Raw genomic sequence first — 12,996 nt, forward strand, 5'->3', positions numbered from 1 at the left:
CCAACTCTACATTTTTATTGTAATCCTTAAACCACTTCCCCCAACATCGCCATAATATCTGCTTCTAAAGACTTAATATCATTCTCAATTTCATCTAAAGGTCGGGGTGGCTGATACACATAAAAATGACGATTTAACGGAATTTCATACCCTACCTTAGTTTTATCAAAATCAATCCAAGCATCCGGTACATGGGGCAATACTTCCGCTTTTAAATACTCCTCACAATGCTCTTTTACTAACTTAACCAACTCATTTACACTTGCATCCTTGTCATACCCCAACGGTAACGGCAACGTAATATCATCCGGTAAAGGTACAATTTCCGTATCCCGCAAATTACTATCCGGTTCAGGATTACCTTTACTATCTAGACAGATTTCCGCTTCTGAATCAGCTTCTCCCAATGCTGATAAAATCGCCTTTTTGACAGGAGCTTTTAAACTTAACCCGGCATTTTTTAACACCCTATTTAAGTCTTTCTCAAACTCATTCCGCGACAGATAAAGTTGATTTGCATCCAATTTCTGCAAAGCATCTAAAATTTGCTTTTGCAGACTTTCACCCATTTCAATTTCTAACTGTTGCACCTTAGCATCTTTACGCTTCTTACTCGTTGCTAAATCCTGAAACGCTTTCTGCTGTGACAACCGCGCCAAACGCTCCTCACTTGTCTGAAAATTTAACCTTAAGGGACGCTCCACTGTAATTTTAAGAAATCCAAACTCCCGATTATCAAAAATCTTTGAGCAAATCTGCTTTTCTATCTGTCCGTCTGATTTCACCTCACTTAAACCATTCTGCTCAAAATCTCCATACAATCGCACCAGTTCCGCAATATGCTCAGGGGATAACTCATTACGCTTATTACCAAGACTCTTTTTCATTTTCTGAAAATGGTGAGTACCATCAATAAGCTGCACTTTTCCCTGACGATGCGCTGCTTTTTTATTCGTCACCAGCCAAATATAAGTAAAAATTCCCGTGTTATAAAACATCTGGTCAGGTAGCGCAATCACTGCATCCAGCCAGTCATTTTCAATAATCCAACGGCGGATATTACTTTCACCACTCCCTGCATCCCCGGTAAATAAGGGGGAACCATTAAACACGATCGCAATTCGAGAACCATCACCCCCTGACTCTGGGGATGAGTGCATTTTTGAGATCATGTGTTGCAAAAACAACAGCGAACCATCATTAATTCGAGGTACACCAGCCCCAAAACGTCCCTTAAATCCTAAATTGTCATACTCATCTTTAATAAAATCCTCTTCTGGTTTCTATTCCACACCAAAAGGTGGATTAGCAAACATATAGTGAAACTGTTTATCAGGATGACCATCACGGGGTAAAAAATTATTACTTTTGCTTTTGGCGTTTTTTACTCCCAAGGTGTCACCATAAACAAGATTGTTAATTGGTTCATCTTTAATCAGTAAATCAGAACAGCAAATTGCATAAGATTCAGGATTATACTCTTGCCCAAATAACCCTAAATTTGCTTTAGGATTTTGCTTTTTAATGTATTCCTCCGCTACCGATAGCATTCCCCCCGTTCCGGCTGTGGGGTCGTACACTGTCCGGTAAATTCCTTGTTTAAAGATATCCTGCTCATCACAGAAAACCAGATTCACCATGAGTCGAATTACTTCACGGGGTGTAAAGTGATCTCCCGCCTCTTCGTTCGCCTGTTCGTTAAACTTCCTCACCAGTTCCTCGAACAGATAGCCCATTTGCAGATTAGAAAGTTTACCAGGAGATAAATCAACTTCAGGACTAGCGATCGCCTTCATCACTTCAAATAATTGGTTAGCTTCATCTAATTTCTGGATTTCATTATCAAACTCAAATTTCTCAAAAATATCCCGTGCTAAAGGCGAAAAACCATTGATATAAGCTCTGAGATTATCCGCCAGCCCCTCTGAATCTTCTAGTAATTTTTGAAATGTAAATTCACTGAGGTTATACAACGGCTGTTGGCGTTCGCCTCCTATTGCAACTTTAGCGATCGCTTTCTCAAAAGCATCTCCCTCTAAGCCCATCGCCTCATATTTCGCCTTCGCTTCAAGAACAGCTTTCTTAGTCGGTTCTAAGACAGCATCCAAACGACGCAACACAATTAGAGGTAACATCACCCGGCGGTACTGGGGTGGACGGTAAGGGCCTCGGAGTTTGTCAGCAATGCTCCAGATAAAACCGACTAACTCTTGATTATGAGAATTTTCTATATTTGTCACCATTCAGTTGTCAGTGGTCAGTTGTCAGTTGTCAGTTGTTAGTGGTCAGTGGTCAGTTGTCAGTGGTCAGTGGTCAGTGGTCAGTGGTCAGTGGTCAGTGGTCAGTTGTCAGTTGTTAGTGGTCAGTGGTCAGTTGTCAGTTGTCAGTGGTCAGCGATGCACTAACCAAACTCTATCCCCTTGTGGGTAGAATTTTTCATATAGTCAAAGCCCGACTGTTTTTTGATACTATAAAAACTCTGACTCGTTAAATAAGCATTGACGTATGAGCAAAGGTACCCTGTTTGATAAAGTTTGGGACTTACACACCGTTGGTACACTTCCTTCAGGGCTAACGCAACTGTTTATCGGGCTGCATTTAATTCATGAAGTTACCAGTCCCCAAGCCTTTGCTATGTTACGCGAGAGGGGATTAAAAGTACTGTTTCCAGAACGGACTGTGGCTACAGTCGATCATATTGTACCGACAGAAAATCAGGCGCGTCCCTTTAGCGATCGCTTGGCGGAGGATATGATCCAAGCACTAGAACAAAACTGTCAAGAAAATAATATTACCTTTTATAACATTGGTTCTGGGAGTCAGGGAATAGTTCATGTGATTGCTCCCGAACAGGGATTGACTCAACCTGGAATGACGATCGCCTGTGGAGATAGCCATACTTCTAGTCATGGAGCATTTGGGGCGATCGCTTTTGGTATCGGTACTAGTCAAGTGCGGGATGTTCTCGCCTCCCAAACCCTGGCCCTTGCTAAACTGAAAGTCCGCAAAATTGAAGTTAATGGCACTCTCAATCCTGGTGTCTACGCTAAAGATGTCATTCTGCATATCATTCGTACCCTTGGCGTGAAAGGTGGTGTAGGCTACGCTTATGAATATGCAGGCACTACCTTTGAGCAAATGAACATGGAAGAACGGATGACCGTTTGCAACATGGCGATTGAGGGTGGTGCTAGGTGCGGTTACGTCAATCCCGATCAAGTTACTTACGATTACTTAAAAGGTAGAGACTTTGCCCCTAAAGATGCAGATTGGGGCAAAGCTGTAGCTTGGTGGGAATCCATCAAGAGCGATGCTAATGCTGAGTACGATGATGTAGTCGTTTTCGACGCAGCCGAAATTCCCCCCACAGTCACTTGGGGAATCACTCCTGGTCAAGGAATTGGCATTAATCAGTTCGTCCCCAAACCGGAAGAATTACTAGAAGAAGATCGCTTCATTGCCGAAGAAGCCTATAGCTACATGGATTTGTTTCCTGGTCAGCCGATTAAAGGCACAAAAATTGATGTCTGCTTTATTGGTAGCTGCACCAATGGTAGAATTAGCGACCTGCGAGAAGCTGCAAAAATTGCCCAAGGTCGCCACGTAGCCGAGGGAGTCAAAGCCTTTGTTGTTCCTGGTTCGGAACGCGTCAAACAAGAGGCGGAAGCTGAAGGATTGCACAAAATCTTTCAAGAAGCAGGATTTGAGTGGCGCGAACCTGGGTGTTCTATGTGCCTAGCGATGAACCCCGACAAACTCCAAGGTAGACAAATTAGCGCTTCTTCCTCTAACCGCAACTTCAAAGGACGGCAAGGTTCATCCTCCGGCCGCACATTGCTGATGAGTCCGGCGATGGTTGCTACCGCTGCGATTAAAGGCGAAGTGTCTGATGTGCGCGAGTTGCTGTAATTTATCAAGGGGCATCCCTTTGGTAATTAAAAATTAAAAATTAAAAATTCGTCTTGGAAAGTTGGGCGGGACGGAAACCGACACCGCCTACTTTCCGCAAAATGAAATCGAATCAATTTAATTTTTAATTGAGCGAAGCATGGGGCATTTGTAAAAACTAACACGCAGTTATTTAGGTGATAAATAAAATTTATGGTGAGTGAAGTTAAAGCAGTTTCAGGACGCGGTATACCCTTAATAGGCAATGATATAGATACCGATCGCATCATTCCTGCCCGTTATTTGAAAGCTATCACCTTTGATGGATTAGGTGAAGGTGTGTTTATCGATGACCGCACAGCACTAAAAGGTGAGCATCCCTTTGATCAACCCCAATACCAAGGCGCGAAGGTTTTAATAGTTAATCGCAACTTTGGTTGTGGTTCCTCGCGGGAACATGCACCACAAGCGATCGCTAAATGGGGAATTCAAGCTTTAATAGGTGAAAGCTTTGCAGAAATCTTTTTTGGTAACTGCGTCGCTATGGGTATACCTTGTTTAACAGCCGATGCTGCTACTGTCAAACAACTCCAAGAATTAGTAGCTAGCAATCCCCAGGCGATCGTCACAGTGAATCTGGAAACTTTGCAAGTGCAAGTTGGTGATTACATAGCCCCAGTTGCGATCGGTGAAGGAACAAGAAGCACGTTCATTGCTGGAACTTGGGATGCTTGCGGTCAGTTAGTAGCTCAAGCTGATCAAGTTAGAGCTACTGCTGCAAAACTACCTTATGTTAGTTGGGGCAAGTTAGCCGCAAGTTAAATAATAATTTTCCTTCTTTGAGCTACCTCAAAGACGGCATCATTAACTTCTGGCAAATTGGGGGTATGACGAGTTCAGAGAGTCACACAGATGACCAACGCAACCCTCAATTTCCAAAATGCTTCTGGACATGAAGTGCTAGCAGCAGCAGGCAAAAAATATTTGCGTCCCGGTGGACGAATCGCTACAGAAAAATTATTTCAATGGGCGAATTTTCAGCCTGGTGAGACAGTTTTAGAGCTAGCTTCCAGCTTTGGATACAGCGCCATATCCCTTGCACAACGCTATGATGTCAAGGTAGTCGGTATAGAAAAAAATCCTGATAGTGTGGCTCGTGCCCGTGAAAATATCCGCGCGGCTGGCTTAGAAAACCAAATTGAAATCATTGAAGGCGATATTTTTCACCTAGATCATATTCCAGGAAAGTTTGATTATGTTTTGGCAGAAGCTATTCTCACAATGCAATCTCCACCTGGGAAAGCTAAATTGTTAACTGCAATTCATAATCGACTCAAACCGGGAGGTAAGTTTCTCTCTCATGAATTATTAGCTAGTGACAAAGAAGAACAAATTCATGTTGATTTAGCAAGAACAATCCGAGTTAATTCTACACCGCTTTCAGAAGCTAACTGGATTGCAGCTTTTACAACAGCAGGTTTACAAGTACAAAAACATCAAACCAGCCCAATAAACTTATTGAATTTAGGGCGGATGTTTCAAGATGAAGGCATTTTCAATACGATCCAGATTTTATGGAATATATTGACGCATAAATCTATCCGTCAACGAGTTTTAGAAATGCGCCAAGTTTTCAATAAATATAGTCAGGAATTAGGGTATATCATTGTGTGCGCTGTTGCTTAGTAATACCACTTCTCTAAAATTCGGCAACAGATTTAAACCTATAAATCTAAATTCTGTCCGAATTGCGTAATTACGAATTGGTTAACATCATCTATTTCGTAAAAACTTTACCTTTTTAGAAAAATATGGCTACTCCAATAATAACTAACCCATCTCTTGTAATTCAACTACAAGAACAGATTGAATATCCCCACGCTGGAGTTCTCAGCAAAGTCATGATTAAAGATCAAGCTTGTCAATATACTCTCTTTTGTCTGGCAGCTAACACTGAGATTTCCGAGCATACTTCTACTCGTAACGCTACTATTAACGTTCTTGAAGGTAGAGGTTTATTAACTTTATCAGGCAAAGACATCAATCTCAATCCTGGTGTTTTTGTCTTTATGCCTGCTAATGCTCCCCATTATTTGAAGGCTGAAGAAAATTTAGCTTTTATCCTCACACTTTCCGAAAAAGCAATAGAGAAATAAATCAATCATCATTTTTGGAGTTTGGCAAAATGCAATCATTAGTTTCGACTTTTACCCAACACTTAGATCTTTCTCCGACTCAATTAAAAGCTATCTTCTCAATGCCGCTAACTGAGTTTATCAACTCACCTGAATTGCAACAACAATTAGATAGTTTAGATACTAATTTGCTCAAGACAACATTAACTACAGCGGGAGCAGTTTTGGCTAAGGAACTACCGCCTTTTTACAACTGGCTGAAAAATGAGTTAGGAGTCAAGCGGGTTCCTAATAGTCCAGACCATACAACAAAATGGGTGGTTGGTTTTGTGAATAGTCAAGAAAGTCTAACTCGTTTGGTTGAGTTACACTGTCCAGTTCCTCGTCCTGCTTTAGAAGCTTCTATTCCTCGCTTGGTAGGAGTGTTTGCAGATGTTGAAGACAAGCAAATAAGGCAAGAATGGCAAAAAGCCGTTGCAGCACTTTGTTTAGTTTTGGTTGTTGCGGCTCGTCAACAAGATAGATTAAACTTAGCAGCTTGATGTCTTGAAAAGTTTCCTGCGAAGGGAAACCCTCCCGCAGAACTTTTCGCTGAAGTAAAATACCAGTTATTTTTGATGTTCCGGAGCATCAAAAATAAACTGATTTTAAGGTGAATAGTTATGACTATTAGTAACAGCCTGGAATGTCGGTATTTAGGTTGGGGTGACTTTCACCATTTCCGTCAAATGCCTCTAGCTGAGAATGAAGCGTTAATTTACACTACTCCTATTGGTAGTGTGCCTATTTTGATTCATGGTTTCTTGAATTGCATTCGGTCTGAGGAACTAAAAGAAAAATTACCGCAACAATTTTCTGAGAATGAATTGGTAGCGGTTATGGTAGAGATGGTTAGAACTCTACCTGATAGTTTAATACAAGAATTTAACAACCAGAAAATTTTCTCAGATAACATTGTTGTTTGTGGTGTGATTAGTTGGTAGCTGTATCCTGCTATAAAATTTAATCTATTTCTCCCGATGCGATCGCATCTAATTTTTCAGTATCAAGTATGGTAATTTTACCGCCTCGACTATAAGCAACTATAGACTTGAGATTTTTAATTAAACGCACACATTCTTCGTAAGTAATGCCAATACTCCGAGCCATGCGATAGTAAGATAAGTTGAGTTTTAAACACTCACCTTGTGGGCTTGATTCCGTTCCAGATTCGGTAGCAAAGTATTGAATGAATCTGGCAAGACGAACAATTGCTCTTTGCGAAACTAACCCATGAACTGTTTCATGTAATTGCTGAATCCGAGTATTAAAAACCATTAGCATCTGTAAAGCAATCTCAGGATTATTTTGGATGGCTTTTAATAAAGCATCACGCTGAACAGTGAGAATTTCACAATCAGATTCAGCGGTCACAGTTGCAGGTGAAATACCGTCACCTAGTAGCGCAGGTGCAGCAAAAATTTCCCCAGCAGATAGTCCACGCAAAATAGTTTCTTTACCTGTACTTGCTGTTTTGGTAACTTGAATTGAGCCACTGACTACAGCATATAACTTTGCTGGTAGGCGATCGCCTTCATGTAGAACAATCTCTCCTTTACTGTAGCGTTGCACCTGGGTGTGAGTTTGCATACTTATTTTGTCTGCGGGTTCTAAACCTGCAAACACGGTAATTTTTGAGAGTTGTTCCAGAGATGCCTGCATAATTAACCTGATATAGTAATATCATTTCATGTTAATTACGATACATATAAGACGCGACATGTCGTGTCTCTACACCAAAAGAGTGTACTATTTAAGATTCACCGTGAAACCGCGATAATAAGTCCTCACGGCTAGCTTGATAAATCAAACTCATGTATTCATCAGTAGATAACTCCATTAATTGGGGAATAATTGCCTCCAATTGAGCATCTATTTCCCCAAACCGCAACTGAAGAAATTTAGTAATACTAGCCCGTCGTTCTTCCTGACGACCTTCTCGAAGACCTTCTCGTTTCCAACTTGTAACAATTTCCATATATACTTCCTCGTTGGTTAATCCCATTCTATCGACAGTGGCTTTAAACACTTCCTCTTCTGTCATATTCAAATTTAAATACACATCTACAAATCCCGAAATTAATTGCATCCTCGCTGGGTCTAGTTTTAAGGTTGTCAACAACCGCAAACATTCTGCCTTCACCTGCGGACGTTCCTCCTTAGGAATATTCATCTTAGACATCAAAGCCGCCGCTACAGGATTTGACTGTGTTAAATAATTCCGCCAACTGAGCTGATTTAATTGAATTGCAGCAAAATTAAAATCAAGCACATTTAAATCTGGAAAGGTAACGCGATGATTTCTCGGTTCGAGACGTTTTGGTTCATCAAAAGAGAAAATTACCACAGGATAAATTGGTAAATCATATTTTTCATACAGCCTAGAAAAATATTTAAACATCCGCTTGGCAAATTCTGACTGACTATAAGATTGATTTTCAATGTGAATTAAAAAATAAGTTTCCTGCTGCTGATAAAGTACCTGTGCCAGCAAATCAATTTCTTTCTTTTCCCCAGAGGTGACATCATTAAATACTTCCTGGGGTAAAAACTGAATTTCATCTCTATCGATATCTTTGGCAATTTGTGGCAGAAATAAATCTAAAAATTCGACAAAAAACGTTGAAATTAATTCTTTAAATAAACGGTCGTGGTCAATCATTCTAGCAACTTCTCTAACGCAACTTGCAAATCTTTTGTTAAATCACTTACCGCCTGTCTGATTGCATGGCGATCGCCTTGAAGATTTTCCCAGCGTTCAGTAACTGAAATTGGCTCGCCAACTGTAATCTGCGCTTCTTTCCAACCTAAACGGGGTCGTCCCGGAAATGTTGTATCCTGAATTCGAGAAAGCATATCGAACATCAACAGGGTTGTTTCGGCAAATTTTTCAGCAGTAGGCTGTTCTTGAATATGTGTGGAATTGACTGCTACGAAACTTTCTACTAAGCGCATGTGTCGCATTCGCAAGTCTGCTTCTTCAGCAATCCAGTCTGCCAATCCACGTTTGAAAGGTGGTAAAGCATTGATATCTGGTATGTCTTCCCGATAAATATAATTCCAACCTGCTTCTTCCAAACGGCGACAGCGATCAATAAAATTTCCCTGTGGCTGGATTCCGAAATATTCTTCAGCAACTTTTAAAGCTTTATCCATTAAGCGGTGCAGTCTCGCAATCAGTATCTCATTTGGACTGGCAAATTCTTCAGTTGAGATGGTTTTTGGGATGTCTTGATGATAAAAGCGGCGATAAAATTCTTCCATCTCGGTAATTAGATATTCACCAAGGCGATAAATGCGTTGATAGTAAATTTCTTGTTGATTGAGACTTGCAGACGGATCGATTTCATTGACTGGCAAACCGCTATCAGCTTCTAATTTGCTCAACAGCCAATCTATTTTTGACCAAGGTTTTTCAACGTAGCGGTACTGGATGCCGACTGGCACAATGAAAACAGTCTCAGAACGGTTGGCTTTTTGTAAGTCTTCAACACACCAAAACCCCATTTGGGCAACACCAGGCTCTAAAGGGCTAACAATGCCACTGTGACCATTGTTACCGCCTTCCGGTGCAACTGCGATTGGTAATTTCCCATTAGCAAATAACTCCCGTGCTGTTTGAATAGCTTGCCTATCTAATCGTCTACCACGACGAATCGGCACACCACCAACGCGAGAAAACAACCAACCCAACCAGTTACCAGCCCATACAGTCATACCTCGGTCATAGAGAAAATAGCTGTGAACTGGGTGTTGCAGCAGTATGCCTTGCTGACGAGCTACTCGTGGTACAATCCGGGAGAGTAGATACAGCATACAAAGAGGATCTTCCACCTCTGGATGACGAAACGCAATCAAAAAGCGAATTTTCCCAGCCTGAAATTGTTGATAGAGTTTGGCTAATATCTCAGCATTTTTGCTTTCAATATGAACAATACCAGTGGGTAGCCAAGGTCGAGTCCGAAATCTCAGGACGAAAGGTAGCAACCACCGAACAATCTGGAGTACAAACGGGTTAAATCGTTGGGGAATAAATTTTAGTGGCGGTTGAGTAGATTGAATCGATCTAGGCAAGTTGTTCTCCAGATTATTTTGCTAAAAGGTTAAAATTGACCACGGTTGCGATCGCCCCATTAATTCTGACATTTTTAAAAGTTAGCGTAGATAAGTAGAGGCTAGTTGCTAGATTCAATTAATCAAGGGAATACCTGCGCCACCCCATACAATTTTCCCTGTTCCCTGTTCTCTATTCCCTGTTCCCTGCTATATGAAGACACCACAAGACGCACGACAATATGCACCAGCAACACAGCGCAATCGTGAACCCATTATAGAGGTGCTTTTACAAGTACTACCTGCGAGTGGCACTATTTTAGAAATAGCAAGTGGGACTGGCGAACACGCAATATTTTTTGCTCCACGTCTTAGCCCTCGTAAATGGCTACCTTCTGACCAAAATCCCCAATTACGAGCTAGTATTGTAGCCTGGGCTGAACAATTTCCCTGTGATAATTTGTATCCACCGCTGGAACTTGATGCTAGTATGCCAGTCTGGCCAGTGGAAAAAAGTGAAAATTTACCAGAGTCGCCAATTGTTGCCATAGTCAACATCAATATGATTCACATTTCGCCTTGGTCAGCTTGTTTGGGACTAATGGCGGGTGCTGGTCGGATTCTCCCACCAGGTGGCATTCTTTATTTGTATGGGCCGTTCAAAAAAAACCAAGAACATACCGCACCAAGCAATGCAGCTTTTGACCAGTCTTTACAAATACAAAATCCAGAGTGGGGTGTGCGTAACTTAGAAGATGTTGTGGCCGCAGCTAATGCTCAAAACCTAGTTTTGCAAGCAACTCATCAAATGCCTGCAAATAATCTTTCTGTAATTTTTCAACGTTCTACAAGTGGAGATTAGCGGACTCGAACCGCTGACATCCTGCTTGCAAAGCAGGCGCTCTACCAACTGAGCTAAACCCCCATAAAATGAAAAAGGCGCGTATTTTTAGCTGCCTTCGTTATTGTAACTGAATATTGTGCGATCACCAAAAGAATCATGTCAGAAAATACTCAAGTTGTCGCAGCACTATATAAATTTGTGAAACTGCCAGATTTTGCCCAAAAGCAAGATGATTTGCTATCTTACTGCCTAGAACAAGGTGTCAAGGGGACAATTTTGCTAGCAGCAGAAGGCATTAACGGTACAATTGCAGGCTCGCGACAGGCAATTAACTCTGTTCTTGACTTTCTGCGTTCTGACCCTCGCTTGGCAGACCTAGAACACAAAGAATCATACACTCACACGCCACCATTTGAACGGATGAAGGTGCGTTTAAAGTCCGAAATTGTCACCCTAGGTTTGCCTAAAGTTGACCCAAATCAGCAAGTTGGGATTTATGTCAATCCCAAAGAATGGAATGATTTAATTTCTGATCCAGAAGTAACTGTGATTGATACTCGCAATGATTATGAGGTGAGTATCGGTACTTTTAAAAAGGCACAAAATCCTCAAACTGAATCATTTCGAGAGTTCCCTGAATATGTCAGCAAACACCTCGACCCAAATCAACACAAAAAAGTTGCTTTGTTTTGTACTGGCGGCATTCGCTGTGAAAAAGCCTCATCTTTTATGCTTGCTCAAGGCTTTGCAGAAGTTTATCATCTCAAAGGTGGCATTCTCAAGTATTTAGAATCAGTACCAGCCGCAGAAAGTTTATGGCAAGGTGAATGTTTTGTTTTTGATGAGCGAGTCGCCGTCGGTCATGGATTGACACAAGGAAGTTATGAGTTGTGTTTTTGTTGTGGCCGTCCCATTTCTGAGGAAGATAAAATATCTCCTAAGTATGAGGAAGGTATTTCTTGTACCTACTGTTTTGATAGTCTTACAGAAGAAAAAAGAGCGCGTCAGCAAGAAAAATGGCGACAAATGCAGTTAGCTAATCAGCGGATTCAGGACGTTTCCAAGCCAGAGTCAAACCATCAGCAATAGGTACCAAACTCAGACTAATTCGCTGGTCTTGATGCAGTTTTTCATTGAAGGCGCGAATCTTGGTGGTGCGATTGTCTTGTACCTGGGGATCTGCAACTCTACCTGACCACAGGACATTATCGATCGCAATTAATCCTCCCGGACGTACTAGTCGCAGCGAGCGCTCATAATAACTATCGTAGTTGCTTTTATCTGCATCGATGAAGGCAAAATCAAAACTGTTTGCTTCTCCTGCTGTCAGTAAATTATCTAATGTTTCCATTGCTGGGGCAATGTGCAGGTCAATTTTATTTGCTACCCCTGCTTGCTGCCAATAACGACGGGCGATCGCTGTAAACTCTTCACTAACATCACAGGCTACTACTTTGCCGTCAGTTGGTAATGCCAATGCTACTATCAAGGAACTGTAGCCTGTAAATACACCTACTTCTAAGGTTTTTTTTGCCCTCATTAATTGCACTAGTAATGCCATAAATTGTCCCTGTTCAGGAGCAATCTGCATCCTCCCCATTGGATGATTGGCTGTTTCTTGCCTCAATTGCCTTAAAATATCTAGTTCGCGCAAATAAACAGACAGTAAATAATTATACAGTTGCGGTTCAATACTCGATGTATGAGTTGTCATTGAATATGTAACTTAGGTAAATGATAATTTTGGCATATCTGCTCAGAACTATAGACACGAGGTAACGGTATATTAACAATAAAGGTAAAGGAATATATTTAAATGAAGATTTTCCTTTGGAATCCTAGTATTTAATAATAATTGAACTACTGCAATAAGTTAGAAATATTATTAATTAATTTTATTCCTTAAGACTGAGAAAATTTGTAATTTGTTTCCATCCCCAGAGTGATTAAACTAGTAAGTTAACATAGTTAACTTGAAAGCAGATGAACAGGAGAAGTCCTTACATCAAAAAAAGAGAGTTGTGTACTTGTTTTTCG

At 41.1% G+C, this 12,996-nt stretch carries 13 protein-coding genes, 1 tRNA gene and 1 pseudogene; 9 read left to right on the forward strand and 6 right to left on the reverse strand.

What is annotated here, in order from left to right; all coding sequences use genetic code 11:
• Positions 1-26: 26 nt before the first annotated feature.
• Positions 27-2,243 (reverse strand): annotated as a pseudogene (locus I8751_RS23155) (type I restriction-modification system subunit M).
• A gap of 10 nt (positions 2,244-2,253) precedes the next feature.
• Between I8751_RS23155 and I8751_RS23160 the strand changes: the two are divergent.
• From I8751_RS23160 to I8751_RS23190, 7 genes are all read left to right on the forward strand, one after another.
• Positions 2,254-2,430: a hypothetical protein gene (locus tag I8751_RS23160; RefSeq protein ID WP_404800450.1), complete on the forward strand. Its 177-nt coding sequence runs from the start codon at positions 2,254-2,256 to the stop codon at positions 2,428-2,430.
• A gap of 75 nt (positions 2,431-2,505) precedes the next feature.
• Entirely contained in the window at positions 2,506-3,909 is a 1,404-nt protein-coding gene (leuC, locus tag I8751_RS23165) for a 3-isopropylmalate dehydratase large subunit (protein ID WP_214441439.1), read from the forward strand.
• A gap of 192 nt (positions 3,910-4,101) precedes the next feature.
• Entirely contained in the window at positions 4,102-4,710 is a 609-nt protein-coding gene (leuD, locus tag I8751_RS23170; protein ID WP_214441440.1) for a 3-isopropylmalate dehydratase small subunit, read from the forward strand.
• 90 nt (positions 4,711-4,800) lie between these two features.
• Entirely contained in the window at positions 4,801-5,574 is a 774-nt protein-coding gene (locus tag I8751_RS23175; RefSeq protein ID WP_214441441.1) for an SAM-dependent methyltransferase, read from the forward strand.
• 125 nt (positions 5,575-5,699) lie between these two features.
• Complete coding sequence (locus tag I8751_RS23180) at positions 5,700-6,044, forward strand: cupin domain-containing protein (protein WP_214441442.1); 345 nt, start codon at positions 5,700-5,702, stop codon at positions 6,042-6,044.
• A gap of 29 nt (positions 6,045-6,073) precedes the next feature.
• Entirely contained in the window at positions 6,074-6,565 is a 492-nt protein-coding gene (locus tag I8751_RS23185) for a hypothetical protein (RefSeq protein ID WP_214441443.1), read from the forward strand.
• A gap of 120 nt (positions 6,566-6,685) precedes the next feature.
• Positions 6,686-7,006: a hypothetical protein gene (locus I8751_RS23190; RefSeq protein ID WP_214441444.1), complete on the forward strand. Its 321-nt coding sequence runs from the start codon at positions 6,686-6,688 to the stop codon at positions 7,004-7,006.
• Positions 7,007-7,025: 19 nt separating this feature from the next.
• Here the strand turns inward: I8751_RS23190 and I8751_RS23195 are convergent, their stop codons facing one another.
• The 3 genes from I8751_RS23195 to I8751_RS23205 form a co-directional block, all read right to left on the reverse strand.
• The gene (locus I8751_RS23195) at positions 7,026-7,724 is read right to left on the reverse strand and encodes a Crp/Fnr family transcriptional regulator (protein ID WP_214441445.1); all 699 of its coding nucleotides are present in this window, start codon (positions 7,722-7,724) and stop codon (positions 7,026-7,028) included.
• A 91-nt stretch (positions 7,725-7,815) separates the two neighbouring features.
• The gene (locus I8751_RS23200; protein WP_214441446.1) at positions 7,816-8,724 is read right to left on the reverse strand and encodes an Rpn family recombination-promoting nuclease/putative transposase; all 909 of its coding nucleotides are present in this window, start codon (positions 8,722-8,724) and stop codon (positions 7,816-7,818) included.
• Entirely contained in the window at positions 8,721-10,136 is a 1,416-nt protein-coding gene (locus I8751_RS23205) for a 1-acyl-sn-glycerol-3-phosphate acyltransferase (RefSeq protein WP_214441447.1), read from the reverse strand. Before I8751_RS23205 ends, I8751_RS23200 begins: the two co-directional genes overlap by 4 nt.
• Positions 10,137-10,329: 193 nt before the next feature.
• On the opposite strand from I8751_RS23205, the gene I8751_RS23210 reads away from it, so the two are divergent.
• Positions 10,330-10,977, forward strand: coding sequence for a DUF938 domain-containing protein (locus I8751_RS23210; protein WP_214441448.1), 648 nt, complete (start codon positions 10,330-10,332; stop codon positions 10,975-10,977).
• Here the strand turns inward: I8751_RS23210 and I8751_RS23215 are convergent.
• A tRNA-Ala gene (locus tag I8751_RS23215) sits at positions 10,968-11,040 on the reverse strand. The genes I8751_RS23210 and I8751_RS23215 overlap by 10 nt on opposite strands.
• 72 nt (positions 11,041-11,112) lie before the next feature.
• Between I8751_RS23215 and trhO the strand changes: the two genes are divergently transcribed.
• Positions 11,113-12,048 (forward strand): oxygen-dependent tRNA uridine(34) hydroxylase TrhO, encoded by a 936-nt coding sequence (trhO, locus tag I8751_RS23220; RefSeq protein ID WP_214441493.1) that lies wholly within the window; start codon positions 11,113-11,115, stop codon positions 12,046-12,048.
• Here trhO and I8751_RS23225 read toward each other — a convergent pair.
• On the reverse strand, positions 11,996-12,673 hold the full coding sequence (locus I8751_RS23225; RefSeq protein WP_214441449.1) for a class I SAM-dependent methyltransferase: 678 nt from the start codon (positions 12,671-12,673) through the stop codon (positions 11,996-11,998). The genes trhO and I8751_RS23225 overlap by 53 nt on opposite strands.
• Positions 12,674-12,996 lie beyond the last annotated feature (323 nt).

The organism is Atlanticothrix silvestris CENA357, assembly GCF_016056295.1.
Taxonomy (GTDB): domain Bacteria; phylum Cyanobacteriota; class Cyanobacteriia; order Cyanobacteriales; family Nostocaceae; genus Atlanticothrix; species Atlanticothrix silvestris.